We start from the raw sequence: 25,965 nt of genomic DNA, 5'->3' as shown, positions 1-25,965 counted from the left end.
GATGCAGAATTTAATGCACTGTTGTATCTTATGCAGTAATTGACTAAATAAGAATATAGTTGCTAACTCAAAAATTTAAGGTGTGTAGTTGAATATAGTCATAAATTGTTGTAACATAACAAGTATAAAAGAGCATAAAAAAAAGAAGTTGGATTTCATCCGCTAAAACGACATCCAACTTCAACCTTGATTAGGTCGTTTTTATTATACCATAATTTCGACCTTAAGTGTATTTTTTATGCCAGAAGGAGAAATTATGAGAGAACAATTTGTGAATGAATTTATTTCGTCTTTATCAGGTGATTTTGATGAAGATATTTTAAGTGTATTGTTTAAGAAGTTAACTGTATTTGTGAACAAGTACGAAATCAAACCTGTAGAGACATCAATAGCTATTTATACAGACTACCTGCCCGAATGTTATCAAGTGTATTTTGTAACAAGAAAGATAGAAGGAATGAGTATGAAATCGTTGGAACTTTATGATTTATACTTAAAAGATTTCTTTAGACAAATTAATAAGCCGATTAAAAATATTACAACCAATGATATTCGAGTATATCTATATAAGGTTCAAACACAAAGAGGGCTTAGCAATAGAAGCTTGGATAGTAGAAGAACAATTATCAATGCATTCTTTGAGTGGTGTTGTAATGAGGAGTATGTTGATCGCAATCCTTGTAGAACAATCAAAAAAATTAAATACGAAACTAAGGAACGTAAGCCATTGACCGCTATTGAATTAGAACAGCTACGTAATGCATGTGCTACTACAAGAGATAAGGCGATGGTGGAATTTCTATATTCAACAGGCTGTCGAGTTACAGAAATTGTCAACATTAATAAAAGTGATGTTAATTTTGAAACAAAGGAAGTTGTTTTGTTTGGTAAAGGTAATAAACATCGCACGTCATATTTAAATGCAAGAGCTGAACTTGCTTTAAAAAATTATCTAGACTCTAGGGATGATAACAATGATGCATTGTTTGTTTCAGATAGACATCCTCACAACAGATTAAAAAAGAATGCAATTGAAAAACGAATTGGACAGCTTGGGGAGATAGCGCAAATCGAACGCAAGATCTTCCCTCACCTTATTAGACATACGACAGCAACAAACGGTTTGAACCGTGGTATGAGGGTAGAAGAAGTTCAAAAAATGCTAGGACATGAAAATATTAGTACGACTATGATTTATGCTAAAGTTGCAGAAAATACTGTTAAATTAAATCATACAAAATGCATTGTTTAAACAAGTACTTTTCCTTTGACAGAAGATAAATCTATGTTACAATATGCATGTATGTGAAATGGGTTTGTCCCAAATTGAGAAGTGTTAATTCACTTCTCTTTTGTTTTATGTTAATATAGATGCATGGAAACATTTTTAAATTATATTGAATTTTTGTGTGATTTACTGGTAATTGATATGCCAGAAGTCCAATACAAGAAAGGCACAAAATTTTACAATCAGTTTGGAAAGCCCGTCGCTCCTTTTAAATTAAGAAGTACGGCAGGCGGTGTAACATATCATGAGAAACGTATGGTACGAATCGACTTAAATAAATTCAAAGATTTATCTATCGTTTATCAGGTATTGGCGCATGAATTGCGTCATATCTTTCAATGTGATGTGATTGCGAATGAAGAAGGATTTAAAGGAGAGGTTGATCCACAGACAGTTGAAGCGTGGAGAAAGAATATGGATGACTATTTAAATAGCAAAGACGCAGGTCATGAGAATCAACCTATTGAATTAGATGCTACTGCGTTTAGTTACGTTGTTTGTATGACAATACTGCACGCACCTATTAAATTTAGTTGTGATGCTGAGAAGTTGGCTCCTTTGGTTTATGATATGACACAGAACTATACTGAAAGTGAAATCTTAGAGTGTGCAAAAGAATTTGGCATTCAGCCAAGAAGAATATTAGCTTAGAGAGATTAATATCTCTCTTTTTTTATTGTAAGGAGAAACGAAGATGAATATACCTTTAGGTAAAATGGAAGAATTAGAAGATAAATACGGAGTGGAATTATTTATAGAACAAGTGATTGGCAAGAAAGATAGATTTTATAAACTTGTCGATCAATTCCCTCTTACAGAAAAGAAAAAAGTGTTCTTAGGGAACACTTTAAAACAAGTAGAAAAGAGGCTTAAAAATGAATGTGGAAAGAGCAAAGGCTAAATTACAAGCATTGATTTTTGGCATTGAAGATGGGTGGCATGTGCCTACTGAATTTGAAAAGCAAATGTATGCATACTTCAATGATGACAAAACAATTTTAGAAAACAGACAGGACGATTAATTTCGTCCTTTTTTTGTATTTAAAAAGAGTCCTTTGGCGGACTCTAACTGTGATAGTCTTCAGAGAACATAGAAGACATTTATATTAAATCATAGAATAAAACTGAAGACAATGCTAAACTTGTTTATAACATCTGATATAAATAAGTTATTAAGCGAAACAAGTCAGTACAAACTGACATAAAACGAAACAATTCATTTAGTATGTAGTATAATATTGTTTTTTGGTTTACTGTATGTTAAAATAGATTACAGAAAGGAGATATACAATGCGAAAAAGTGATTTAATTAAAGGAGTATTCCTTAGTATTTCTAAATCATTTACGTTGAATTTTATTTTAGCAATCATTTTAATTATTGGGATTATATTTAATTTATTTAGCCCAAACACTTTAAAAGCTCTGTGCATTTTCTTGACTCTAGAAGTGTTGTTTATTGATGCTAATTTATTTTTTAAGCATAGTATGTAGTGTAATATTTTTTATGAATATTTGTGAATTTAACAGAGATGAAATCTTACAAAATGTTAAAGCAGAAGCTGCAGGCAAAGAATTAGTTATGACAGTTGTTCAGGTTGGAAACGATCCTGCTTCTGATGTTTATGTAAGAAACAAAAAGAAAACGGCTGAAGAGTGTGGCATTGAATGCATCCACTGTAATCTACGTGAAGATGCTTCCTATTCTGATGTTGTTAAGATTATCCAAGGTCTTAACGAAGATAGCAAGGTAACTGGGTTAATGTTACAACTTCCCTTGCCCGAACACTTAAAAAAGTTCGAACAGGACTTCTTGGACATGATTGACTGGAAGAAAGATATTGATGGTCTTTCTACAGAAAGCGTGGGTCGTTTATGGAGTAACAAGCGTTGCTTAAAGCCAGCTACAGCACAAGGCATCATGAGCTTATTAGATGATGATTTACGTGAGCACACAGTAGTTATTATCAACCGTTCTAGATTGATTGGTAAACCGTTGGTAAAGATGTTAGAGGAGCGTAATGCAACGCCGGTGTTATGTCATTCTAAGACAGATAAAAATCTTATGACATTGATGCTGCATAAAGCCGATATTATCATTACTGCTACAGGTCAACCAAAATGGCTAAGTCTAGAAGATTGTGTCACACACACTATCGTTGGAGACTGTTGTAATGTATTGCAGATTATTGATGCGGGTATTACAAGAGATTTAAACGGCAAACTTTGTGGAGATGTAGACAAAGATTCATTTGCCTTTACATCTGTGCAAGTTACGCCAGTGCCAAAGGGCGTTGGTATTTTGACCACTGCCTTTGTAATTAAGAATGTTGTAGAAGCATATAAGCTTCAACATTGTTAGGAGATAAAATGATTAAAATTGAAAATGTGGTATTGCCTAGTGATGAACAATGGCTTGCGGTAATTCGTGGTATGAGAAATCCTATGAATTCTTGGGATAAGAGTGATAGCGGCATAACTGAAGAAATTAATAACGATAACAAAGAAGATTTTACGTTTACAATTGGAGAAAAAGATCAAAACTTAATGAGACGCTTGGCAAAAGCCGGTATAGATCATCGTAAGTTTATGCGTATGATACCTATATATATGGATATTACAGCACCACTTTATTGGATTGCAGAGCAAGATACTTATAAAGTCGGGACTGTTAGAAATAGTTGTAGTTTCATGCATAAAGGTGTATCTAAACCGTTTGATATTGATGACTTCAGTGTTGAGGATAAAGTTTCTTATTTGTTGAATCCAATAGTAAGAGAGCAATACGAATTAACTTATCCATATGAAACAGATGAGTATAAAATTTATAGACTAGATAATGGTCGAGAGTATAAGATTTTCCGTAATGGAAGAATCGTTGCTTGTGAATTTTCGTGCACTGATAATTATGGTAGTGGAAGAACTCGTGTTTTTCCAGAACGAGAAATCAAACCGTCAAAGACTAAATGTGGCTATTTTGAAGTTAACATTGGTGGAAGAAGCGGAGAAAGGTGGCAAGTCCATAGACTGATTGCGACTGTATGGCACGCCAATCCTGATGGATATGAAACTGTTAACCATATCAACTCTAATAAGGGCGACAATTCAGTCGAAAATTTAGAATGGTGTAGTAGAATTGAAAATATAGCGAAAGCTAGAGAAGATGGTTTGTATGACAAAAATAAATTACACTTTTCTTATCAGGCGTGGAAAAACGGACACCGCAATGTACTGCCTGAGATTAAATTTCGTATACGTTCAGAATATAAATCAAAACAGGCAACTGCAGTTGAGTTGAGTAAAAAATACGACATGACACTTAGACAAATTCATGGTTTGTTGTTTAATAAACGTTGTGATGACGAGGAGATATTCCGCTTAGCTTATACGTGGGAAAAAACGATTGATACACTGAACCAGTTTCGCAGTGCGTATTTAGAAACAAAAGATGAAAATTATTTTTTAGCAATCAGGCAAATATTACCACAAGGATATAACGTTAGATATACTTGGATGGCAAATTATGAAGTTTTAGCTAACATTTACAAATCTCGTAAAAATCATCGACTACCTGAATGGGTTGAGTTCTGTAAGTGGATTGAAACATTGCCATACTCAGAATTAATTACGGGTGACTTTGATGTTTAAGGTTCAAGAAGGATATCATTCACCACATATTGAAGAAAAGGGAGATGAAAAAGATTTCTCTTCCCTTTCTTTAATTAAAGAATTTAAGTCATATCAAGAAGCAGAAACATATGTAATAAGTTTAATCAATGAGAAACCACAAACACATTATGTACGTATGATTGTTGGCAAACGTTATGTTGGCTTTGATTATGGTTCATGGTCACACTTCTATTTTATAACTTCAGATGAATCATTGAATTATGAAGAGTTATATGATTTGGAGGATTAAATATGGGCGGACTTCATTTTTATATTATTTTGCCAGACGGACTCTACACAGAAGAAGATCGTGAAGCAGTGCGTATTCATGTTACAGAAGAGGCAATGAGAATTTTTGGCAAAGACATAAAATGTACGTATTATAATTCACCACAAGAAGATTAGTCTTTAAGTGATTTATGTAATGCCATTGATGAAATAGCAGAAGCGAATGTCGTGTATTTTTGTAAATATTGTACCAGTAATCCAGATACCAAAGCGTTGAAGGAAATTGCTGAAGGATATCATTTATATACACTTGATAAAATATTGGAAAATTAAGGAGGATAAAAGATGAGTATTAAACTATTTATTTCTCAGCCAATGAGAGACAAAACAGATGAAGAAATTTTAGCAGAAAGAGAAAAGGCAATTAAAGCAGTTAGTACAATTTTTGGCTATGACGATGTAAAAGTAATTAACTCTTTCTTTCAAGATGTACCTCACGATGCTAAGCCACTTTGGTACTTAGGAGAAAGTATTAAAATGTTAGGATATGCTGATGTAGCTTATTTCTGCGAAGGCTGGGATGATTATAGAGGATGTCAAATGGAACATAAGGCATCTGAAGATTATGGTATTCAAATTATCGAAGCACTACCTAAAGTATATAATTCAAGTTATACACTATCTAATGACAATGAACTCATGTTAAATAAAGCTAGAGAGCTGGTTGCTAAATGGTATAACGAAAATACAGAATTTAAGATTACTAAAGATTATGTGTTGATTGTTTGGTTTTGTAAAACATTGCAGAATTGGAAAGCTATTTGTTCCACTACCATTCATGACAAACGTATTTGCGAAATAACTCATAACGGAGATAAGAATGAAACATATTTAGATGTTTATTTAAAAGAAAGCAATAATCGTTATGAAGGATAAGTCACAGCTAAATAAAGTTATATGCAATAACAAGGCATATACGTTTTGCCCAAATGGAACAAAAATCGATAAAGGAGATAAAAAGATGAAAACAAGAGGTTTTGAAGTTGTAAGTAAAGAGTTCCGAAAAACAAAGGGAGAGATTTTCCTTCCTAAGAGATCAACTGCATTTTCTGCAGGATATGATTTCTATTTACCAGAAGATGTAACAGTGCCTGCTCATGGCACGTCAGGAGCTATTCCTACTGATGTAAAGGCATATATGCAAGATGGCGAAGTTCTATTGCTTTACGTGCGTAGTTCAGTTGGTATTAAAAAAGGATTAGTTCTTGCTAATGGAACAGGTGTAATTGATGCCGATTATTATTCTAATGAATCTAATGATGGAAATATTTGTTTGGCATTACGTAATGAAACAGATAATGACATCACATTAAAAGCAGGTGAGCGTGTAATGCAGGGCGTATTTGTGCCTTATCTAGTAGCAGACGATGATACAACTACAGAAACACGTACAGGTGGAATTGGTTCTACAGAGGCTTAATAATGGAAGAATTTATCGGTATCCGAAATACGAGGTTGAAAAGTAGGTAAAAGAAAGTCTCTACTTTAAAATCACTAAGCAGATACATCAATTTTGTAAATATAAATATTTATAATATATAGAAGTTTGACATCAAGACAGAAAGGAGGTAGACATCTATGGAATTCATTCGAGCTTTGAAAATGCGAATCTATCCTAATAATGAGCAAAAGGCGAAGATCGACAAGACACTTGGATCATGTCGTTTTGTCTATAATCACATGCTTGCCAGAAACCAGAAGGTGTATGAAAGACGGAAAGAACATCTATCGTATTATGATATGCAGAATCTTCTTCCTGTTATGAAGAACTATCTACCTTGGTTGAAGGAAGCTGATTCGCAAGCTTTAAAGTACGCCTGTCGTCAGCTGAATACAGCCTACGACTGTTTCTTTAAAAAGAAGTCCGGCTTTCCAAAATTTCACAGCAAGAGAATGAATCGGCAGGCATATACTACAACAAAGAAAACTAGTATTGCCTACGATGCCGAGAATCGCAAAGTTAAACTTCCTTTCCTCGGATGGATGCAATGTTCAGGCAATCGGATCCTTAATAATCCAGAGTTTAAGTATGCAACTGTATCCAAGCAAAACGGAAAGTATTATGTCTCCATTACATACAGTATTGAAAAGACTATACGTCTTGTAGCTGTGAGTGAAAACCAAGCTCTCGGTTTGGACTATAAGTCGGACGGACTGTATGTAGATAGCAATGGTAATATGGCTGGCATGCCAAAATGGTTTCGAGATAGTCAGGCTAAGTTGAAAAAAGAACAGCGAAAGTTAAGAAACAAAGTTGGCTCTAAAAGAGGAGAACTAAAGTCTCATAATTATTCAAAACAGCTTCAGAAAGTTCGAAAGCTTCATGAACATATTGCCAATCAGAGACTTGACTATCTTCATAAAGAAAGTACAAGATTAGCAAATCAGTACGATGCTATTCTGATTGAAGATTTAAACATGAAAGCCATTGCCAACAAAGGGTTCGGCAATGGCAAAGCCACTTTTGATAATGGATGGGGTATGTTCACCACAATGCTGAATTATAAAATGGAAGAGCATGGCAAGTATCTGCAAAAAATTGACAGATGGTATCCATCTTCACAGACGTGCAGCATTTGCGGATGTATAAACTCTGCATTAAAAAACCTAAGCATTCGTAAATGGACATGCTTAGAGTGTGGTACAGAGCACGACAGAGATATCAACGCTGCTATCAATATCAAGCAGGAAGGCCTGCGATTACTAGAAGTAATGTAGTAAAAATAAATAGACTGTACGGTGAGGCACATCGAAACAGTAAAACAAACGCATGTGGAGACAGGAACTTCGGGCATACAGCTTGTATAGTGTATGTAGATGTCTGTCGAGGAAGCATGAACCACAGGATGAGATTGAAAATCAGTTTAGGCTGGCATTGGTGAAAGCAGTGTTTTCAACCTCAGATTGCGGATAGCCGAATTTGTATTGTATGATGACTATTCTTATTCAATACCTGATCTAATACCTAACGAAACAAAAGCTGTAATTCGTAATCAAATGCATACTTATATTGGTTGTAATTACTTAGATATCTTGCGTTTTAGACGTGATTCAGACGGCAAAGAAGTTTCATTGCCTTGGGATGAATTAAGAGTTCTATATAGATCAGATGATGTAGAAGATAAGATTGCATCATATACAATGAGACAAGAAGTCCGAAAATTATTCGGTAAATATTGAGGCAGATTCCGTAAGGTTTTTGTCTTTTAAAAATAAGGAGAAAGAAATGAAAGAAAATAAATTTAATGTTGGAGACGTTATCGTTTTTAGAGAAGGTAATGTTGGAAGTGATTATATTATCATCGCACTAACAGTAGATCACTATGTTCTTGTTAGTAAATTTGGAGACCATAGAATTAGAGTATTAAGTAACAAAATTATCGACAAACATGCCGTATTGGTTAAAACTATGGAAAACAAGTCAGAAGAACTTGTTGGTACACTTATCAAAGCTGGCATTAGTTCAGAAGAATTATCTCAATCTTCTAAAGAGATTAACACAACAGAAAAAGATAATTACAATGGAAAATTAGTTCAGGAACATCAAGAATTGACGGAGCAGTTAAATTGGCTATATAAAGTTAAAAATGCAAAGTATGGAGATTCGTTTGGTAAAAAAGTTAGAAAAAGAGGGTTAATGTCTGCTCTGGATCGAATGGAAGATAAGTGGAATCGTCTAGAAAATCTTATTGAAAATAACGAAGACGGATCAGACACTGATGAAAGTTTAGAAGATACATTAATTGATTTAGCAAACTATTGCTTAATGACTATCATGGAGATTAACCATGCTAAGGGAAATTGCACACACGGAAATCATTCCTAATACTTCTCTTGAGCATTTCAAACGAGAATATTATTTCTATGAAATGCAATTCAATCGCAGAGAACAATGGAAGAATGGTGTTGAGTGCAAACAAATTGGAAGAGATGTTGCTGTTACATGGTACGAATTAGGTTACGTGCTATTTAGCATCGATCTTAGATATCATGTCTCAAATAAAGAATAGTTGAACCTTCAACTATCTAGGGGTAAATTATGGAACGGATTGATTCAATTAAAATGTTTACACAAGCAGAAGTTGCAGACATTCTGCACTGCAATAAAGACAATGTAACCATGCTGCGTGAAGCAGGAGTTCTTAAAGCTATCAAGACTGGACGAAGTTATATGTTCTCCAGAATGGAACTTGAAGACTTCATGAATCGCTATGCAGGGTTAGATGTTAGTAATCTAAATAATGCGATCAGCTCACTGGCTGTCGTAGAAAATAAAAAGCGCTTAGAGGATTATGTTTCCTCATAGGCGCTTTTTTTGTATTAAATTTTGGACACAGTTTTGGACACACTCGACACATATTTGTATCGATTTGTATCGGATTTTCATTAATTTGTTATAAATCCGATTTTTTTAACAATACATATTTATGCTTTATTTAAAGTGTTTTTATACCTCTTTAGATGTGATTTATTATAACACAAATCAAATATAAATTGGTTCTAATACCTTCATATCACAATTTGATTCTTTAATTGCTTCAATCAACACCGATTTTACTTGGTTGTCGCGATGATCATACGCAAACTGCAAGTTACGAATATTAAAGTGATTCGCATACAAAACCTTATTGATCTCATTTAAACGATTCGGACGATGCACCATATAAAAGCGCCCATAACTCTTCAATAATCGATTCGCATGAAAGACCAATTGTTCCAAAGTCAAATTCTCTTCCATTCTTCCTAAATGGCGAAAATTTAATTGTTCCGGAAGCTGATTGGCATCCATTTTAAAATATGGCGGATTGGAAACAATCACATCAAACAATTCATCTTCATACCTTTGTATTGGCTGATTGACAATTTTTACAGGATGCTTGATAAACATATCCGCATTCTTTTGAGCAACCTTACTAGTATGTTCTAATATTTCAACACCCACAAGTTCTTTGACATTAAACTGATCAAAATAAACGAGTAAAGCCGCATTATTGGTACCAATATCTAAAATGCGCTCCTGCTTTTTTAAATGCACAAATTTAGCTAAAAGTTTCGTATCCGTATTAAAACGAAAATGTTCTTTATCTTGATATAACTTCAAGTTTTCATCCATAAAATAATCTAAAGTTAAACTCAACTGGCATCCTCCTTCTTCAACAAATCACTCGCCTTTATAAAACATTTACTATCCATTTTTTCATTCAGACGATTCAATATAAAATCCGTATTTTCTTGTGGAGCTTCAAATAGATCAATCTGTTCTACAATCTGTTTGACATCTTTTAAAGACCCAATATGTACACCTATATAGCGATAGCCAATGGGTTCAAAATATTCTTCTAACAATTGCCTGCAAGCCCCAAAAATCATAGGATACGTATTCGCATACTGACTTAGATTCATACTATGACACACATTATGAAACGTTGTATCTCTTAAAGTTAACGTAACAAGTTTTCCTTTTTGGTTTTCTTGCTGCATCTTATGCGTTAGTTCTCGAACGATATTCTCAAGACAACTATTCACTTCATCAATTGAATATAGATCATTGGAATATGTTCTAGAAATCGAAATGCTCTTTTGTGTAGTCGAATAACATAGAGTCGCACTCGAATTCCCTCTTGCCTTTTGAATCAAAGAATAAGATGATTTACCAAATCTATGTATGATCTTTTGTTCATTCTTTTCATCCGCAAAATCACCAATCGTATAAATACCCATTTCATTTAAAATAGGCACGCTCTTTTTACCAATGCCATTCATTTCATGAATCTTTAAAGGCCATAGTTTTGTTGAAAGCTCCGACTTTCTTAAAACCGTGATTCCTTTGGGCTTACGCATGTCACTCGCCATTTTCGCAAGAAAACGATTGGGAGCAACACCAATCGAACAATTTAAATGACACTTTTCATAAACACCGTTTTGAATTTCAAACACAAGATCCAAAGGCCTTTTATAACGCTTAATAATATCCGTTACATCCATGTAACACTCATCTATACTCGCCGGTTCAATTTGATGGGTAAATGTCTTTAAATACGCAAAAAACTGAGCTGACATGGAACGATAATAGCCATAATCACCTTGGATCAATACTAAATCTGGACATAGACGCAAAGCCTCATAAACAGGCATCGCACTATGTACACCATATTTTCTTGCTTCATAGTTTGCAGTTGAAATCACGCCTCGTTTTGAAGTGGAGCCTACCGCAACCGGAAACTCTTTTAAATCCGGATTCTTTATTTCTTCACAACTCGCAAAAAAAGCATTTAAATCAATATGTAATATGACTCTAGCCATGAATCTTCACCCATAGATCTTGCATCGATTCTTTCGCTTTTTGACTCGCTTCCCCACTTGTCATTACAGCTAATTCTTGAATCGTTTTGTCTTGATCAAGTTCTTGTACACTTGTGATGGTTTCACTTGCGGATGTCTTTTTATTGACCAAATAATGCGTATTGGCATAGACGGCAACACTTGCCAAGTGGGTAATACATAAAACTTGGTAATTTTTGGATAAAGCCTTCATCTTAGCACCCATAGCTAAGGCAACTTTACCACTCACACCCGTGTCAATTTCATCAAAGATGATCGTTTCAATGCCATTCGAAGCTTGGAACACCACTTTTAATGCCAACATCAATCTTGAAAGTTCTCCTCCAGATGCAGAAGCACTTAAACTTGAAAAATCCTGTCCTGGATTCATAGAAACTAGAAATTCAATGTCATCAATTCCATTGTTTGATGGTTTCTTTTCCATACAAGAAATCATAAAGCGAGCATTTTCTAACATCAAGTCTTTACAATGTTCCATCACTTTTGATTCGAGTTGAGAAAAGACTTCTTTCCTTTTTAATGACAATGCATTTGCCAACTTCATATACAACGTAAACGATTCTTCTTTTTCTTTCTCTAATTTATCAAACACATCCTGACGATGAATAATTCGATCAATCTTATCTGTGATACTCTTTTTAGACTCCATTAAACTCGTATATGAACCACCATATTTACGATATAATTTCTTGATCAAATATTGACGACTTTGCAGACTATCCAAATCTAAAGAATCATTAGAATGTGTATCACGCATATGCTTTAATTCTTCATCCACACTTTGTAAAGAATAATATAAATTTTTGAATGATTCTTCATAGTCATTTAAGATGGGTGATTTTGAAGCTTGTTTATATAAAGTATATAAAGAATCTAACGCTCCGTTTTCTTTATCAATTTCATATAGACAAGACGAAAGATCCTCTGAATTTTTATACCAGCTGGTTGCCTCATAAATCTGATCATTTAATGCATCCAATTCATTTTCTTGAACGTTCGCATTCTCAATTTCATCCAGCTGCGCTGTTAAAAATTCCAATTCGGCATCCGAAAATTCTTCGCTTTTTAAAGTTTCTAATTCATGTAAGACATTTGAGTACTTCACATACGCTTCATTTACAGAAGCTTTTAAACCCATAGTCTTCGCATAACTATCCAACAATTCCATTTGAACAGATGTATCCATTAAACGGTACGTATCCATTTGCGAATGTATATCGACCAATAGATTGACGATCTTACGTACAAAAGAGAGTGTCGTAATCTGTTGATTGATGCGTACGGTACTCTTATTATTATTTAAAACAGTACGTGAAATAATCACTTGATCATCAACCTCAAAGCCATTCTCTTCTAAGATCGCATTGACCTTTTCATTCGATGTTAAAACCATCGATAAGATTGCCTTATCTTTTCCATTACGAATCACATTTGATTTAATACGATCACCGCTCAAATAGCCAATCGCATCAATCAATAATGATTTACCAGCACCTGTCTCCCCGGTAATCACACTCATTCCATTTTTAAAGTCTATGATACAAGATTTGAATAACACATAATCTTTTACTGACAATTGTTCAATCACAAAACCACCTCATGTCTACTTAATATTTTAACTTAAATCCAAAGGAAAATAAACGATTATAATCCATGTGAACACGAAAACAAAAAAATAAGAATATCTTCACATTAAGATATTCTTAAATCTTTGGCATACACCATATATTCCTGATTGCCACTTCTACCTTCTAGAATACTTGGCATCGCTTCAACGCTTCCATAATATTGAAATAAAAAAGATTTTACATCTTCAACGATCTTTAAGGCAAGTTTAGAATTCTTTAAAACTCCATGCTTATTCAAAGCAGTAGGACCACACTCAAATTGCGGTTTTACAAGTATGGCAATATGGCGAATGGATAAAACACGTAATATATGTTCCAATATGGTCTTACAAGATATAAAACTAACATCCATACACATAAAATCAATAGCCTCATCAAACCATTCCGGTACAATTTCACGAGCATTGTGCCCTTCCATTTTGATGACACGACAATCTTGATCTAATTCTTTGGCAAGTTGAAGATGTCCTACATCTAAGGCATATACTTTTTTAGCTCCATACCGAAGGCAAACATCTGTAAATCCACCTGTACTCGCTCCAATATCTAATACAACCTGATTTTGAACATTCACATTATACTTATCTAAACAACCCTTTAGCTTAAAGGCACCACGAGATACAAATTCATCTTCTGTATGTGTTACGATAATATCATCTTCATCCCCAACTAAAAAACTAGCCTTTGTGACGACTCTTCCATTGACACTTATTTTACCATCTTTGATCATATCCTGTGCTTTTGCACGAGACGATATCTGATTGAGTAATGCTTTATCTAAACGAATCTTATCCATGTTTTTCTAATTCCTCAAATAAACATTCTGTGCTAATACCTTCTTGAATACGTAAAGATCGAACTGAACCATGACCTACATAATGATCATCAATACCTAATACATGAATCTTTTCATCCAATGTATTCATGTATTCTAAAATAGCACTCGATAAGCCACCCATCTTAATATCCGTTTCATAAACTGTAATAGGAAGATTTAATTTTAATAAATCTTTCATCATAACTTCATCGATTGGTTTAAAGAAACGTGCATTGACAACAAGTAAGCCAATCTGATTTTCTCTTGACTTATTGATCACATGATCCACATCTGGTCCATACGTGATCACAATTTGCGTTGGGGTTCCAACCACAAATTTTTCCCAAGTACCAATTGGAATCAATGAGTACGACTTGTTTTTTGCGTATCTTACATTTCCTCTAGGATAACGCACACAAAATGGCTTCTTAGAGGCAAAGGCTGTATAAATCATATTCTGTGCTTCTTTGGCATCTTTAGGCTGAGATAAGACAAGATTTGGTATACTTCTAAGCATCGCTATATCAAAGACACCTTGATGCGTTTCACCATCATCTCCTACTAAACCACAACGATCGATTCCAATCACAACAGGTACATTCATTCTAGCCATATCATGATTCACTTGATCATAAGCTCTTTGAAGGAAAGACGAATAAATACTCACAAAGGGTTTTAGTCCACCTAAAGCCATAGCACAAGCCATTGTCACGGCATGCTGCTCTGCAATTCCACAATCAAAGAATCGATCTGGATAGCGTTTTTGAAATTCTAATAATTTACTACCCTGCGCCATAGCGGGTGTGATTGCGACAATACTTTTATCTTTTTCCGCAAGATCCATAACCGTATTTGAGATCACCTGTGACCAGGAAATTTCATTTGGTGGAAGTAAACTCAAAGATTTTCCCGTTACGACATCAAACGGACTTACTCCATGCCACTTACCAACTTTGTCTTGTTCTGCAAATTTATAGCCTTTTCCTTTTTGCGTTAAGACATGTATGACAATTGGACCATCATGTTCTTTGGTAGCCTGCAAAACTTTGATCAGACTTGCGATATCATGACCATCGACAGGACCCATATAATCTAAGTTAAACTCCTTAAATAATGGGGCATCGATCACTTCATCTTTGATCTTATCACGGAAATGTGACAATGTATTTAATACGTTAGCTCCTAATTTATTGGATTTTAAGTTATTTTTTACATCATGTTTTAAATCGATATATAAGTGAGAAGCACGAATATCTGTAATTCGTTTTTCAACACCACTATAATTTTTTGAAATCGACATATTATTATCGTTAAAGATGATGACCATTTTCTTTTGTTTAGAACCAATATCATTTAAAGCCTCAAGTGCCATACCACCCGTTAATGAGCCATCTCCAATTACGGCAATAACTTGATAATCCTCGTGCATTAAATCACGTGCAATCGCATAGCCTAGTGCGGCAGATAAAGAAGTAGAAGAGTGTCCTGCTTCCCAACAATCATACTTACTTTCACTTCGCTTTTGATATCCGGAAAGCCCACCTTTTTTACGTAATGTCGCAAATTGAATGGACCTGCCTGTTAATATTTTATGTGTGTAACATTGATGTCCTACATCAAAAATCATTTTATCTTTTGGTGAATCAAAGACATAGTGCATCGCAACTGTGACTTCGACGATTCCAAGATTACTTGATAAATGCCCGCCTGTTTTCGAGATCGACTCGATTAAAAAGGTTCGAATATCACTGCACAATTGTGTAAGCTCATCGATTGACATATCTTTGATTTGACTAGGTGACTCAATGTCATACACTTGACTAATCTTTCTCATTTTATAACCCTCGTTAAAAAAACTAGTCCGCTAAAGACTAGTTTTAGCTATTATTAATATACCCCTTTTTTCAAAGAAATTCCATATATTAATATGTACGCTTTAATAAAGTATCCAATACTTTTGACAGTGAAGTCACATCACAGCTCACATATCCCAATTCTTTACGAATTGTTTCATCATAGCTTGCGACCATATCCCTAGCACCTTGAAGTCCTAATAAAGATACAGCTGTGACTTTATGATTATCTTCATCGCTTAATGATTTTCCAACAACTTCTTCACTACCCGTAACATCTAAAATATCATCCTGCATCTGGAATTCTAGACCTAAGACAAGACCTATCTTACGGAAGTGTTCCACATCATCGAATTTATTCGCTAAGATACATCCACAAACCAATGGTAATGTTAATAATTTGCTAGTCTTGTAGTGATCAATTTCCTGTAAAAGTGCAAGTGTTGGATTTAGATCATTTTCAGACTGTAAATCTAAAGTTTGTCCATAAATCATGCCATCAATCCCGGAATACCAAGAAAGAGCCTTTACTAAAGCCACTTTTTGTTCAGCACTACATTCACTATCCAATGCAACTTCAAATGCCTTCGTCAATAGTCCATCGCCTGCAAGAATGGCAGTTGCCTCATCATAAGCTTTATGACAACTTGGTTTACCACGACGCAAATCATCATTATCCATGGCTGGAAGATCATCATGAATCAATGAATATGTATGAATCATTTCAATGGCACAAGCACAAGGATAACCAACTCTAGCATCGATTCCATAGCCTTCTAGTACAGAAAACAGCAAGGTAGGACGTACACGCTTACCCCCATTCATCAATGAATAGGCCATTGCATCTTTTGTACGACTATCATCATTTTCATGTACTCGCATCAATAAATAATCTTCAAATTCTTTATTCACCATCATCTTGATTCACCTCCATCAACTGATCCATTTTTGTTTCAAATTTTTTTAATTGTTTTTCGCATTGCGCACTCAATTTCAAGCCTTCCTCAAATAATGACATGGCCTCTTCAAGCTCCAATTCATTATTATTTAACAAAGTCACGATTTCATCCAATCGTTTCATCGCCTCTTGAAATTTCATTTGTTTAGCGGCCATTTTATTCCTCCTTAGTGGATACAACACATGAAGTGATCACACCATCATTTACTCTTGTCACCATTATATCATCACTTGCGACATCTTTGACATTCTTAATAACTTTATCTTCAATCTTTGAGATACTATAACCACGAGAAAGTACCTTTAAAGGTGAATAGGCATCCAATAAAGCACAATTTTTTTGTAAAGAATGTCTAGAATTTTGTAGTAAAACTTGCATATTCGATCTTAATTTTTCAGGCACCATAGAAAGTTTATTTTCTTGTACCTTTACTACATTCATCATACGCAAATGCATCTGTTGCGTATAATTCTTGATGACATTTTTCTTTTGCAGCTCTATCTCTAGTATATGTTCAAATTGTGTATTGTAGCCATCTAGTTTTAATTGTTTTTCTATAATAAAAGATTTTGGGTCCTTCAAATACGGATGATTCTTATACGAATCCAGTTTTAACTTGTTGTGATTTAAAATCATAGACATGTTTTGCCTCAACAATTCTGTATCCTTTAAAATTTGAGTCATCACTTCATATTGATCCAAAGTCACCCATTGTGCAGCTGCTGTAGGGGTAACACTTCGATGATCACAGACAAGATCACATAATGTTGTATCCACTTCATGACCTACACCACTGACAATATATGTATTTAAACTGTAAATCGTCTTTACAAGCTGGACATCATTAAAACAGAACAAATCTTCAAAGCTTCCTCCACCACGAACAATCAATAAGGCATCATGATTATGTGTATCAGCCTCTTTCAAGGATTGAATCAAACTTTTAGGTGCAAAACTACCTTGCACTAAACTAGGATATAAAGTGACCTTCATCATCGGCCAACGTCTTTGAATGGTTGATAATACGTCTTGTAAGGCAGCAGCCTGTGCCCCAGTTACAACACCAATATTTTCAATATAGTCAGGTTTAGTCTTTTTATGACTTTCATCAAAATATCCAGCCCTTAAAAGATCTTGTTTTCTTTTTTCAAATTCAAGATATAAATCACCTAAACCATCTTGTTTCATTTGACGAATCACAAGCTGAAGACTGCCCCTTTGCTCATACACATTAATGCTTCCTGAAACTAAAACGCGCATACCTTCTTCTACATTGAAGTTTAAACGTGATACATAACTTGAAAACATAACACAACTCATTTCTCCACTTTTATCTTTCAAAGAAAAATAATAATGTCCCGATCTGTGTTTTGTCAGGTTGCTGATTTCACCCTGAATCCAGATACCATCCAGATCCATGGTTTGTGTTAAAACATTTTTAATGCGAGCAATAACACTAGAAATACTTACAACCATTTCATTTCTCATAGCTGGTCAAGAACTCCATTTAATAATTTATAAGAATTATCATCGCAATACTTTTTAGCCAAAGTAATCGCTTCGTTGATTACAACAGCTTTCGGTGTATCGTTTGCCAAGATTTCCTGGAAAGAAATTAAAAGAATGGCTTGTTCTAACATACTTAAACGATCAAAATCCCAGTCATCACGTAATAATTCATTGATTTTTTGTTCAAAAGCTTCTTTGTTTTCAACAGTTCCAATTGTTAAACTATATAAATATCCATCAATGTCATTTGAACCTTTCATTACATCAAATACACATTTACGAATATCCTTTCCTAATAATAAGTGTTGATACACACTTTGCATCGCAACTAGACGTTGTTCATGTCTATTCATCTACATTTCTCCTTCTTTATATGGTACGCGCGCACTTGGAACTACATCACTTGCAGGCCCGGCATGCACATCTTGATCATCAAAAAATATATTGGCGCCAAAACAAGCTAATACATCCGCTTTTTTAGCTCCTTGCATAAAGAATACTTCATCTACGACAATATTCCATGCTCTTAAAGTTTTTATTACACGAACACCCGTATCTTTGTTTCGTGCTGTCACAATCGCTGTTCTTAATACATTTAAATCTTTAGTTTCATTTTGAAGCCAAGATAAACTCTTTAGTAAAGAAGCCATTGGACCTTTTTGTAAGGCAACATCCTGGTTTAGAATCTCATTTTCATTGAATGCTTCTAAACCATGTTCCTGATAGATCTTTTCCGATTCAGCCGAAAATAATACGGCATCCGCATCGAAGGCGATACGAATCTGATTATCAGGAAAACTATATTTAGTATCTCTGGCATAAATCATACCGGCCGCAAAGCCTGCATGAATCGCATTAGATACGTCATTTTCATTACACGATAAGAATAAATCGACACCAAACGCCGATAAATAACGACTGATGTCTTCTCCACCACTCAAAACCATTCGACCAATGTCCATATCATAATACTCAAGTGAGTGAATGATACGCAAAGACGTATCCGCACTGTTTCTTGACATCACAATAACTTCAACAAGTTTTCGATTCGCGAGTTTATTGATGTTTAATAAGTTTTTAACTAACACAAAACCACTACCCGGACTTAACACATCATTTTCGTGAACAATTTGATAGTCACGATATGCGTCTAATCCTTCTTTTTCAAAAACCTCATTTTCTTTTTCTAAGTTAAATAAAGCTCTTGAACTAATACCTACCACAAGATAATTTTCAAAAGATACACTCATAAAATTGAAAAAAGGAAACCTTTGAAAGATTTCCTTAAAAAATAAATCCAGTCACCTGAATTTCAATCGCTTCAGGTTTAAAGTCTGTCATATAAGAAATACTTTCAAAGATCTTGTTTTGTAGATTTAAACAAACATCACTTACATTTGATTTGTGGTTCACTTTTACAGGAATTGATAAAGTCAATTTATTGCCCTCTACACGAGTGACAATTCCTGTCTTAAATGGTTTTGTTCCTTCGGCAATCTGAACATTTTCATCTTCTTCGATCACGTTCTTTGCGATTGTAGAAAAAACTGATTTATTTAAAGAAATAACACCATATTCATTGCCTGGTTCTAGCTCGATATATTCTTTCGCCATATTTTCACCTTCACTTCTCTTTTAGTATACCAAAAAAGTTATTTAAACTCAAAAACTTTCGCATCCCAAAGTGATGCGGTTTTCGCAACATATTGCTTTTCATACAAAATTACATTTTTACAAGTAACAATATCACTCTGCAACTGTTTCTTTAAGGCTTCAAAACCATCAAAACGAATCTCATTCCGCGTCTTTTTCAAGAAGAAAAAGCGTACTTGTCGTTCATAAATATCTTGATCAAAATCAAAGATATGTGCCTCAATTGAAACTTTTGTATTTTCAAAAGTAGGATTATTTCCCACATTGATCATAGCCCCATAAAATGTATCATCCACATATACAAAGCCTGCATAAACACCACTGGAAGGCATTAAATAATCGGGATTTGCCCCAAGATTTGCGGTTGGAAACTTCAAGAGTGTGCTGCCACGTTTAAAGCCATGCTCAATCACACCTTCGATTGAATACATATAGCCTAATAATTCATTGGCTAAATCCATCTTGCCACTTTGAATTAGTGGCTCAATGCGACTGGATGAGATTTTTTCGTTTTTCGAATTTACACTGGCAATCACTGAAACATCAAAATAGTTTTGTGAAGAAATTGTATCAACATTCCCTGTATTTTTTGAAGCATATTTAAAATCAAATCCACAAGTAATATGTGCTACATTCATCTTTTTTAACAGTATATGAAAGGCATCTACGTCTAAGGCTGCAAAATCCTTAGAGAAAGTAATGACATACATCACTTCAATACCCATCACGCTTGCCAAGTGAATACGATCTTCTAACGTTGTGATATGACGACATACACAATCTGGAAAAAAGATTTTCCAAGGATCTGGATCAAATGTGATCAAACCACTTTGAATGTTTAACTCTTTGGCTTTGGCAATACAATTCTCAAGCAATGCCTGATGCCCTGTATGTAGGCCATCAAAGAAGCCTATACAACAAGAACTCTTTGGCAAATTTTCTTGTACATGTAAATAATCAATACGAATGACTTCCATTACCATAGACCTCTTTTACTCTTAAAAATTCCTTCACGCTCTTTTTCATAGATTGCGATAGGCTCACCTGCATCTACAATACATACTTCTTGATTTTGATTATCTAAACGAATGCGTTTTCCTTGGTACACATCTTGAATCGGTTGATAGTCAATCTTATCTAAATGATCCAATACATAGATTGAAGGATATAAGACAGGTTCTTGTGTTTCAAGATCTTCTAGTGTTTGAGCCTGATCAATTGTAAAGCGACCAACTTTAGTTCGTCTTAAACTTTTCATACAACCTAGATTATTTGTGTTTAAAGCCAAATCACGACAAATACTACGAACATACGTTCCACTCGAACATGCCACTTTAAAACTGTAGTCACCAAGATCTTCCATCGAATAAATTTCAATATCGCTATAGACTTTAGGAACTTCAAGTCCCTCTCTTTGATAGTCCATTAATTTTTTCCCATTCACTTTTTTATTGGAAGTCTTTGGCACCAATTGATGGTTCTTACCAACAAATTTTTGAAGTTCCTCTGAAAAACAAAAATCCAAATTCATTTCTTTTTCAACTTCCACTTCACCCCAAATATCATCGGTTGATGTACTTTTACCAAATTCGATCTGCCCAACATATTCTTTATCTGTATCACTTAAAAACTGTAATAATTTACACGACTTTCCACAAAGAACAACTAAAACTCCGGTTGCGTTGGGATCTAGTGTACCTGTATGTCCAAATTTTTTTTGTTTATATTTTTTTCGAAGCCAATTCACAACATCATGGCTTGTCATACCATACGGTTTATCAATAATTAAAATTCCATCCATAATTTCACCTTTTATATTTTACTTGTTTTTAAGGGTACTTGCAACTATGCACATCTGGCACTAAAAAGTCAAGACTTGTATTCTAATATGAAGTTCGTTATTATAGAGGTGCCTAAGGACATTAATTTTTCCTACACTCGAGATAAGGGAAATCGGATGTTGAATTGTTGTGTTGAAGACCCGCTACGCGTGGGGATCCTAATGCTATTCACAGATTACCCACCTGTACTTAACAGGGAAAGATCTCATGTTCTTGGGCTTTTTAAATAGGTAAAAAATATGAACGCAAAAGAAGAATTTATTCAAATATATAAAGAAAATATCCAACGTGAAGGTGCCGATACCTTTCTAGAATTCTTAGAAGGAGTTCACTCTGATTTTTTTACGGCCCCTGCAAGCACACGTTTTCATGGCAACATGGAAGGTGGTCTTTGTGAACACAGTGTACATGTGTATCATTGTTTAAAGGACTATTTATCAAGACAAAGAGTTCAAGATACGTACAATATGCGCTACAGCGATGAAACCATTGCTCTTGTAGCCCTACTTCATGATGTATGTAAGATCAATGTCTATAAAAAAGGTACAAGAAACAAGAAAATCGATGGTGAGTGGCATCAAGTGGATGTTTTTGAATTTGAAGACAATATTCCATTTGGTCATGGTGAAAAAAGTGTCTATATGATTCAGCCATTCATGCGTATAACTCGTGAAGAAGCGTTTGCGATTCGTTATCATATGGGATTTTCTGGAAGCGACCCAGTCAATAATGTGGGTAAAGCTTTTGAATTATTCCCGCTTGCCTTTGCGCTAAGTACTGCCGATATGGAGGCTACATATTTTTTAGATAAGCAAGTCTAGATGACTTGTTTTTTTAAATCAAAAAGACAGGAAAAGATTCCTGTCTTACTTTGTTTCAATACCCAATTCTTTTAATTGTGCTGGATCTACAGGACTTGGTGCCTGTGCCATTAAATCCGATGCACTTGCTGTTTTAGGGAATGCGACTACATCACGAATGTTGTCTGTACCAGCTAAAATCATAGTTAAACGTTCTAGACCAATACCTACACCTCCATGAGGTGGAGTTCCATATTGGAATGCATCCATAAACCAGCTGAATTTTTCATGTGCTTCTTCTAAAGTCATACCGATAGCTTCAAATACTTTTTCTTGAAGCTTTTGATCATGAATACGAATGGATCCTGATAATAATTCATAGCCGTTTAACACTAAGTCATAAGCTCTAGAATAACAATGTGCTGGATCACTCAACAATTTATCGACATCTTCTAAGTTAGGTGATGTGAATGGGTGGTGAGCCGCTACATAACGGTTTTCATTTTCATCATATTCAAACATTGGGAAATCTGTAACCCATAAAAATTCATAGGCATCTTTGTTGATCAAATCTAAATCATGACCTAATTTTACACGCAATGCACCAAGTGAGGATTGAGCCACTTTCTTCTTATCCGCTACGAAGAATACAATATCATTTTCTTCGATATTCAACATTGTACGCAATGCTTCTTTTTCGGCATCGGATAAAACTTTTGTGACACTTCCCGCAAAGCCTTCCGCTGTTAATTTTAAGTTGGCAAGTGCTTTTGCACCATATACTTTTACATAATCTTGTAGTTTATCCAATTGTTTTCTTGAGAACTTGTCCGCTCCATTTTTAACATTCATAGCCTGGATGATGCCACCTTCATTTAAGCAATTTTCGAATACTTTAAATTCAGTGTTTGCGAATACTTCACTGACATTATATAAAGGCATGTCAAAACGTAAATCTGGTTTATCTGAACCATATCTTTCCATACAAGTATCATATGGAATACGTTTAAATTCTGGTAGTTCAATACCTTTGATATCTTTGAAGATTTCTTTCATCAAACCTTCTGTCATTGACCAAATGTCTTCTTCGTCCACAAAACTCATTTCAATATCGATCTGTGAGAATTCAGGTTGACGGTCTGCTCTTAAATCTTCATCTCTAAAACAACGAGCAATTTGGAAGTAGCGATCCATTCCCCCGACCATCAATAACTGTTTGTATAGCTGTGGCGATTGTGGAAGTGCATAGAATTCCCCTTTACTAATACGACTAGGCACTAAATAGTCACGTGCACCTTCTGGAGTCGAACGACATAAAATAGGTGTTTCCACTTCTGTAAAGCCATATTTAGCTAAGTAGTTACGAACTAATAAAGTTATACGGTTTCTTAAGATTAGATTCTTTTGAAGAACTGGTCTTCTTAAATCTAAATAACGATATTTTAAACGAGTATCCTCTAAAGCATCTGTTTCATCCGCAATGATAATTGGTGTGGTGATAGCTGTATTAACAATTTTTACTTCACGAACTACAACTTCAATTTCCCCCGTTTCAAGCTTAGGGTTTTTGTCTTTTCTTTCAACAACCGTTCCTTTTACTTGTAGTACATATTCATTACGTACATCACTGATTTGTGTTGCTATATCTTCATTGAATACAAGTTGTGTAATACCATAACGATCTCTTAAATCGATAAAGACCAAAGCTCCAAAATTACGGCGTTTCGCAACCCAGCCACATAAAGTGACTTCTAAATTTACATCTTGAAGACGCAATTCTCCATTGTTATGAGTTCTATACATTTCTATTCTCCTTCATGTTCGTGATGATGATTTTCTTCTACTAATAAAGAATCAACATATGGAATCAATTCTTCAACACTAATAGTTTCTTGTTCTTTATGTGCAATATTTTTAACTGTGACTTTCTTTTCTTCTAATTCCGATTTACCAATCAAAATCGCAAGTTTAGCCTTGGCGCGATCCACAGCCTTAAATTGTGCCTTAAAGCTTCTTTCCATCATATCCATATCGCAACGATATCCATATGCTCTAAGCTCAGTCAACACTTCAAAAGCATAGGTTCTAGCTTCTTTATCAAGGCACATTACGTAAGCATCTAATGCCGGTTTTTGTTCCAATTCAATACCTTCAGCTTCTAAGGCAATCAATAGACGTTCCATACCTAGAGCCCATCCAATACCACTCATGCCTTCGGGTCCACCAAAATATGAAATCAATCCATCATAACGTCCACCTGCTAAAACTGTGGATTGTGCACCCATTTCTGAATTCATAGATACAATCTCAAATACTGTATGAGTATAGTAATCCAATCCACGAACCAACTTGTCATCTACTTCATATGGAATTTCTAATTTATCTAATAATTCGCATACTGTATTGAAGTATTCTTGACTGGTTTCATTTAAATAGTCTGACATCTTAGGTGCATTCTTCATGCATTCATGATCATGATCTACTTTACAGTCTAAAATACGTAATGGATTTTGTTCATAACGACGTTTACAATCTCCACACAACTCATCTACATAAGGAGCAAAATATTCTTTTAATGCACTACGATAGTTTGCACGAGACTCATCATCACCTAATGTATTTAGACATACTTTAATATCATTTAATCCTAGTGATTTAAGAATTGAGAATGCAAGTACGATTGTTTCTACATCGACATAAGGACTTTTAACACCTAAAGCCTCTACACCAAACTGGTTAAAAATACGCATTCTCCCTTTTTGAGGACGTTCATGTCTTGACATAGGTCCCATATAATAGAATTTTGCGGGTAGATCAGGATTTGCGAACATTTTATTTTCAACAAAACTACGAACAACACCTGCAGTTCCTTCTGGACGAAGTGTTAATGATGTTTTTGAGTTTTCAAGTTTAAAAGTATACATTTCTTTGTTTACCATGTCACTTGAATCATTTTCTCTTTTGAAGACTTCTGTATGTTCAAAAATAGGTGTACGAATTTCATCATAATTGTACATGTAACAGAAACTTCTTAATGTTTGTTCAAGAGCTTGCCATTTATAGGATTCATTTCCAAATACATCCTGACAACCTCTAGGAATTTGATATGCCATGCGTTTTCCTCCTTTAAATAAACAAAAAAACGCCCTGATATAAGGACGTTTTAAACGCGGTACCACCTTATTTTATACGTAAAGTATACACCTCAAGTCTTAACGCGACGAACGGTTGGTTTTTGTCCAACTCCTCCAAAGTGTCCCAATAAGTATTCTACGAAAATTTTCACCAACCATTTTCTCTCTACAGTATATCCTTATTTTC

General features: G+C 34.6%; 32 protein-coding genes and 1 other annotated feature (1 of these 33 running past the window's edge). Of the genes, 17 read left to right on the top strand and 15 right to left on the bottom strand.

From position 1 onward, the window contains the following. Positions 1 to 256: 256 nt before the first annotated feature. From xerA to LJE08_RS03120, 16 genes are all read left to right on the top strand, one after another. Positions 257 to 1,252, top strand: a complete 996-nt coding sequence (xerA, locus tag LJE08_RS03195; RefSeq protein WP_227402388.1) for a site-specific tyrosine recombinase/integron integrase — start codon at positions 257 to 259, stop codon at positions 1,250 to 1,252. A 123-nt stretch (positions 1,253 to 1,375) separates the two neighbouring features. After that, complete coding sequence (locus LJE08_RS03190) at positions 1,376 to 1,939, top strand: hypothetical protein (protein ID WP_227402387.1); 564 nt, start codon at positions 1,376 to 1,378, stop codon at positions 1,937 to 1,939. 43 nt (positions 1,940 to 1,982) lie between these two features. Next, positions 1,983 to 2,189, top strand: coding sequence for a hypothetical protein (locus LJE08_RS03185; protein ID WP_227402386.1), 207 nt, complete (start codon positions 1,983 to 1,985; stop codon positions 2,187 to 2,189). Beyond that, a complete protein-coding gene (locus LJE08_RS03180; protein WP_227402385.1) occupies positions 2,164 to 2,310 on the top strand; it encodes a hypothetical protein in 147 nt (48 codons plus the stop codon). Before LJE08_RS03185 ends, LJE08_RS03180 begins: the two co-directional genes overlap by 26 nt. 268 nt (positions 2,311 to 2,578) lie before the next feature. Next, the gene (locus LJE08_RS03175; protein ID WP_227402384.1) at positions 2,579 to 2,779 is read left to right on the top strand and encodes a hypothetical protein; all 201 of its coding nucleotides are present in this window, start codon (positions 2,579 to 2,581) and stop codon (positions 2,777 to 2,779) included. Positions 2,780 to 2,792: 13 nt separating this feature from the next. After that, positions 2,793 to 3,647: a bifunctional 5,10-methylenetetrahydrofolate dehydrogenase/5,10-methenyltetrahydrofolate cyclohydrolase gene (locus LJE08_RS03170; protein ID WP_227402383.1), complete on the top strand. Its 855-nt coding sequence runs from the start codon at positions 2,793 to 2,795 to the stop codon at positions 3,645 to 3,647. Positions 3,648 to 3,655: 8 nt separating this feature from the next. Beyond that, positions 3,656 to 4,933, top strand: coding sequence for an HNH endonuclease (locus tag LJE08_RS03165; protein WP_227402382.1), 1,278 nt, complete (start codon positions 3,656 to 3,658; stop codon positions 4,931 to 4,933). Further along, positions 4,926 to 5,204 carry a hypothetical protein gene (locus LJE08_RS03160; RefSeq protein ID WP_227402381.1) on the top strand — a complete coding sequence of 93 codons (279 nt, stop codon included), beginning with the start codon at positions 4,926 to 4,928 and terminating at the stop codon, positions 5,202 to 5,204. Before LJE08_RS03165 ends, LJE08_RS03160 begins: the two co-directional genes overlap by 8 nt. Positions 5,205 to 5,206: 2 nt before the next feature. After that, the gene (locus LJE08_RS03155) at positions 5,207 to 5,359 is read left to right on the top strand and encodes a hypothetical protein (RefSeq protein WP_227402380.1); all 153 of its coding nucleotides are present in this window, start codon (positions 5,207 to 5,209) and stop codon (positions 5,357 to 5,359) included. A gap of 168 nt (positions 5,360 to 5,527) precedes the next feature. Beyond that, entirely contained in the window at positions 5,528 to 6,118 is a 591-nt protein-coding gene (locus tag LJE08_RS03150; protein WP_227402379.1) for a DUF6275 family protein, read from the top strand. 85 nt (positions 6,119 to 6,203) lie between these two features. Then, positions 6,204 to 6,662, top strand: coding sequence for a deoxyuridine 5'-triphosphate nucleotidohydrolase (locus tag LJE08_RS03145; protein WP_227402378.1), 459 nt, complete (start codon positions 6,204 to 6,206; stop codon positions 6,660 to 6,662). A gap of 158 nt (positions 6,663 to 6,820) precedes the next feature. Continuing rightward, the gene (locus LJE08_RS03140; protein ID WP_227402377.1) at positions 6,821 to 7,960 is read left to right on the top strand and encodes a transposase; all 1,140 of its coding nucleotides are present in this window, start codon (positions 6,821 to 6,823) and stop codon (positions 7,958 to 7,960) included. A gap of 186 nt (positions 7,961 to 8,146) precedes the next feature. Further along, the gene (locus tag LJE08_RS03135) at positions 8,147 to 8,422 is read left to right on the top strand and encodes a hypothetical protein (protein WP_227402376.1); all 276 of its coding nucleotides are present in this window, start codon (positions 8,147 to 8,149) and stop codon (positions 8,420 to 8,422) included. 46 nt (positions 8,423 to 8,468) lie between these two features. Beyond that, entirely contained in the window at positions 8,469 to 9,068 is a 600-nt protein-coding gene (locus LJE08_RS03130; RefSeq protein WP_227402375.1) for a nucleotide modification associated domain-containing protein, read from the top strand. Beyond that, complete coding sequence (locus tag LJE08_RS03125) at positions 9,031 to 9,252, top strand: hypothetical protein (protein ID WP_227402374.1); 222 nt, start codon at positions 9,031 to 9,033, stop codon at positions 9,250 to 9,252. Before LJE08_RS03130 ends, LJE08_RS03125 begins: the two co-directional genes overlap by 38 nt. A gap of 29 nt (positions 9,253 to 9,281) precedes the next feature. Then, positions 9,282 to 9,548 (top strand): helix-turn-helix domain-containing protein, encoded by a 267-nt coding sequence (locus LJE08_RS03120; protein ID WP_227402373.1) that lies wholly within the window; start codon positions 9,282 to 9,284, stop codon positions 9,546 to 9,548. A gap of 177 nt (positions 9,549 to 9,725) precedes the next feature. On the opposite strand, the gene LJE08_RS03115 is transcribed toward LJE08_RS03120, so the two are convergent. The 13 genes from LJE08_RS03115 to truB all read right to left on the bottom strand — a co-directional run bounded on the left by LJE08_RS03115 (position 9,726) and on the right by truB (position 21,804). Further along, positions 9,726 to 10,379: a tRNA1(Val) (adenine(37)-N6)-methyltransferase gene (locus LJE08_RS03115; RefSeq protein ID WP_227402372.1), complete on the bottom strand. Its 654-nt coding sequence runs from the start codon at positions 10,377 to 10,379 to the stop codon at positions 9,726 to 9,728. Continuing rightward, positions 10,376 to 11,545: a DNA polymerase IV gene (gene dinB / locus LJE08_RS03110; protein WP_117925642.1), complete on the bottom strand. Its 1,170-nt coding sequence runs from the start codon at positions 11,543 to 11,545 to the stop codon at positions 10,376 to 10,378. Before dinB ends, LJE08_RS03115 begins: the two co-directional genes overlap by 4 nt. Next, the gene (gene recN, locus LJE08_RS03105) at positions 11,538 to 13,172 is read right to left on the bottom strand and encodes a DNA repair protein RecN (protein WP_227402371.1); all 1,635 of its coding nucleotides are present in this window, start codon (positions 13,170 to 13,172) and stop codon (positions 11,538 to 11,540) included. Before recN ends, dinB begins: the two co-directional genes overlap by 8 nt. Positions 13,173 to 13,276: 104 nt before the next feature. After that, positions 13,277 to 14,008 (bottom strand): TlyA family RNA methyltransferase, encoded by a 732-nt coding sequence (locus tag LJE08_RS03100; RefSeq protein ID WP_117925644.1) that lies wholly within the window; start codon positions 14,006 to 14,008, stop codon positions 13,277 to 13,279. After that, entirely contained in the window at positions 14,001 to 15,863 is a 1,863-nt protein-coding gene (gene dxs, locus LJE08_RS03095; RefSeq protein WP_227402370.1) for a 1-deoxy-D-xylulose-5-phosphate synthase, read from the bottom strand. Before dxs ends, LJE08_RS03100 begins: the two co-directional genes overlap by 8 nt. Before the next feature lie 88 nt (positions 15,864 to 15,951). Continuing rightward, positions 15,952 to 16,800, bottom strand: coding sequence for a polyprenyl synthetase family protein (locus LJE08_RS03090; RefSeq protein WP_199593212.1), 849 nt, complete (start codon positions 16,798 to 16,800; stop codon positions 15,952 to 15,954). Next, the gene (gene xseB, locus LJE08_RS03085; RefSeq protein ID WP_117925646.1) at positions 16,787 to 16,996 is read right to left on the bottom strand and encodes an exodeoxyribonuclease VII small subunit; all 210 of its coding nucleotides are present in this window, start codon (positions 16,994 to 16,996) and stop codon (positions 16,787 to 16,789) included. Before xseB ends, LJE08_RS03090 begins: the two co-directional genes overlap by 14 nt. A 1-nt stretch (position 16,997) precedes the next feature. Then, positions 16,998 to 18,329: an exodeoxyribonuclease VII large subunit gene (xseA, locus tag LJE08_RS03080; RefSeq protein ID WP_227402369.1), complete on the bottom strand. Its 1,332-nt coding sequence runs from the start codon at positions 18,327 to 18,329 to the stop codon at positions 16,998 to 17,000. Beyond that, complete coding sequence (gene nusB / locus LJE08_RS03075) at positions 18,326 to 18,703, bottom strand: transcription antitermination factor NusB (RefSeq protein ID WP_117925648.1); 378 nt, start codon at positions 18,701 to 18,703, stop codon at positions 18,326 to 18,328. Before nusB ends, xseA begins: the two co-directional genes overlap by 4 nt. Next, a complete protein-coding gene (locus LJE08_RS03070; protein ID WP_117925649.1) occupies positions 18,704 to 19,600 on the bottom strand; it encodes a 5'-nucleotidase in 897 nt (298 codons plus the stop codon). Positions 19,601 to 19,634: 34 nt separating this feature from the next. After that, complete coding sequence (locus LJE08_RS03065; RefSeq protein ID WP_186998403.1) at positions 19,635 to 19,964, bottom strand: Asp23/Gls24 family envelope stress response protein; 330 nt, start codon at positions 19,962 to 19,964, stop codon at positions 19,635 to 19,637. Positions 19,965 to 20,002: 38 nt separating this feature from the next. After that, a complete protein-coding gene (gene ribF / locus LJE08_RS03060; RefSeq protein WP_227402368.1) occupies positions 20,003 to 20,980 on the bottom strand; it encodes a riboflavin biosynthesis protein RibF in 978 nt (325 codons plus the stop codon). Next, positions 20,980 to 21,804 (bottom strand): tRNA pseudouridine(55) synthase TruB, encoded by an 825-nt coding sequence (gene truB, locus LJE08_RS03055; protein WP_186998405.1) that lies wholly within the window; start codon positions 21,802 to 21,804, stop codon positions 20,980 to 20,982. Before truB ends, ribF begins: the two co-directional genes overlap by 1 nt. Before the next feature lie 279 nt (positions 21,805 to 22,083). On the opposite strand from truB, the gene LJE08_RS03050 reads away from it, so the two are divergent. Beyond that, positions 22,084 to 22,665, top strand: a complete 582-nt coding sequence (locus LJE08_RS03050; RefSeq protein WP_117925653.1) for a hydrolase — start codon at positions 22,084 to 22,086, stop codon at positions 22,663 to 22,665. Positions 22,666 to 22,710: 45 nt separating this feature from the next. Here the strand turns inward: LJE08_RS03050 and aspS are convergent, their stop codons facing one another. Together aspS and hisS are read right to left on the bottom strand one after the other, a co-directional pair. Further along, positions 22,711 to 24,447 carry an aspartate--tRNA ligase gene (gene aspS / locus LJE08_RS03045; RefSeq protein WP_227402367.1) on the bottom strand — a complete coding sequence of 579 codons (1,737 nt, stop codon included), beginning with the start codon at positions 24,445 to 24,447 and terminating at the stop codon, positions 22,711 to 22,713. Positions 24,448 to 24,449: 2 nt separating this feature from the next. Further along, complete coding sequence (gene hisS / locus LJE08_RS03040; protein WP_186998408.1) at positions 24,450 to 25,757, bottom strand: histidine--tRNA ligase; 1,308 nt, start codon at positions 25,755 to 25,757, stop codon at positions 24,450 to 24,452. Positions 25,758 to 25,795: 38 nt separating this feature from the next. Then, positions 25,796 to 25,965 (bottom strand) — a binding site (T-box leader); it runs 20 nt beyond the window's last position.

The organism is Holdemanella sp. DFI.5.55 (assembly GCF_020593575.1).
Taxonomy (GTDB): Bacteria; Bacillota_I; Bacilli_A; order Erysipelotrichales; family Erysipelotrichaceae; genus Holdemanella; species Holdemanella hominis.
The sequence above is the reverse complement of the archived record's forward strand: the minus strand, read 5'-3'. Positions and strand labels throughout refer to the sequence as shown.

Bases quoted from the DNA above. Each gene is read 5' to 3' on its own strand.
- LJE08_RS03160 (WP_227402381.1), top strand. From the start codon at position 4,926: ATGTTTAAGGTTCAAGAAGGATATCATTCACCACATATTGAAGAAAAG.
- hisS (WP_186998408.1), bottom strand. From the start codon at position 25,757: ATGGCATATCAAATTCCTAGAGGTTGTCAGGATGTATTTGGAAATGAA.
- LJE08_RS03090 (WP_199593212.1), bottom strand. From the start codon at position 16,800: ATGATGGTGAATAAAGAATTTGAAGATTATTTATTGATGCGAGTACAT.
- LJE08_RS03170 (WP_227402383.1), top strand. From the start codon at position 2,793: ATGAATATTTGTGAATTTAACAGAGATGAAATCTTACAAAATGTTAAA.
- LJE08_RS03180 (WP_227402385.1), top strand. From the start codon at position 2,164: ATGAATGTGGAAAGAGCAAAGGCTAAATTACAAGCATTGATTTTTGGC.
- LJE08_RS03165 (WP_227402382.1), top strand. From the start codon at position 3,656: ATGATTAAAATTGAAAATGTGGTATTGCCTAGTGATGAACAATGGCTT.
- LJE08_RS03050 (WP_117925653.1), top strand. From the start codon at position 22,084: ATGAACGCAAAAGAAGAATTTATTCAAATATATAAAGAAAATATCCAA.
- LJE08_RS03130 (WP_227402375.1), top strand. From the start codon at position 8,469: ATGAAAGAAAATAAATTTAATGTTGGAGACGTTATCGTTTTTAGAGAA.
- LJE08_RS03150 (WP_227402379.1), top strand. From the start codon at position 5,528: ATGAGTATTAAACTATTTATTTCTCAGCCAATGAGAGACAAAACAGAT.
- LJE08_RS03140 (WP_227402377.1), top strand. From the start codon at position 6,821: ATGGAATTCATTCGAGCTTTGAAAATGCGAATCTATCCTAATAATGAG.
- LJE08_RS03100 (WP_117925644.1), bottom strand. From the start codon at position 14,008: ATGGATAAGATTCGTTTAGATAAAGCATTACTCAATCAGATATCGTCT.
- truB (WP_186998405.1), bottom strand. From the start codon at position 21,804: ATGGATGGAATTTTAATTATTGATAAACCGTATGGTATGACAAGCCAT.
- LJE08_RS03190 (WP_227402387.1), top strand. From the start codon at position 1,376: ATGGAAACATTTTTAAATTATATTGAATTTTTGTGTGATTTACTGGTA.
- xerA (WP_227402388.1), top strand. From the start codon at position 257: ATGAGAGAACAATTTGTGAATGAATTTATTTCGTCTTTATCAGGTGAT.
- LJE08_RS03120 (WP_227402373.1), top strand. From the start codon at position 9,282: ATGGAACGGATTGATTCAATTAAAATGTTTACACAAGCAGAAGTTGCA.
- dinB (WP_117925642.1), bottom strand. From the start codon at position 11,545: ATGGCTAGAGTCATATTACATATTGATTTAAATGCTTTTTTTGCGAGT.
- aspS (WP_227402367.1), bottom strand. From the start codon at position 24,447: ATGTATAGAACTCATAACAATGGAGAATTGCGTCTTCAAGATGTAAAT.
- LJE08_RS03145 (WP_227402378.1), top strand. From the start codon at position 6,204: ATGAAAACAAGAGGTTTTGAAGTTGTAAGTAAAGAGTTCCGAAAAACA.
- LJE08_RS03175 (WP_227402384.1), top strand. From the start codon at position 2,579: ATGCGAAAAAGTGATTTAATTAAAGGAGTATTCCTTAGTATTTCTAAA.
- LJE08_RS03070 (WP_117925649.1), bottom strand. From the start codon at position 19,600: ATGAGTGTATCTTTTGAAAATTATCTTGTGGTAGGTATTAGTTCAAGA.
- nusB (WP_117925648.1), bottom strand. From the start codon at position 18,703: ATGAATAGACATGAACAACGTCTAGTTGCGATGCAAAGTGTGTATCAA.
- dxs (WP_227402370.1), bottom strand. From the start codon at position 15,863: ATGAGAAAGATTAGTCAAGTGTATGACATTGAGTCACCTAGTCAAATC.
- LJE08_RS03125 (WP_227402374.1), top strand. From the start codon at position 9,031: ATGCTAAGGGAAATTGCACACACGGAAATCATTCCTAATACTTCTCTT.
- ribF (WP_227402368.1), bottom strand. From the start codon at position 20,980: ATGGAAGTCATTCGTATTGATTATTTACATGTACAAGAAAATTTGCCA.
- xseA (WP_227402369.1), bottom strand. From the start codon at position 18,329: ATGAGAAATGAAATGGTTGTAAGTATTTCTAGTGTTATTGCTCGCATT.
- xseB (WP_117925646.1), bottom strand. From the start codon at position 16,996: ATGGCCGCTAAACAAATGAAATTTCAAGAGGCGATGAAACGATTGGAT.
- LJE08_RS03155 (WP_227402380.1), top strand. From the start codon at position 5,207: ATGGGCGGACTTCATTTTTATATTATTTTGCCAGACGGACTCTACACA.
- LJE08_RS03185 (WP_227402386.1), top strand. From the start codon at position 1,983: ATGAATATACCTTTAGGTAAAATGGAAGAATTAGAAGATAAATACGGA.
- LJE08_RS03065 (WP_186998403.1), bottom strand. From the start codon at position 19,964: ATGGCGAAAGAATATATCGAGCTAGAACCAGGCAATGAATATGGTGTT.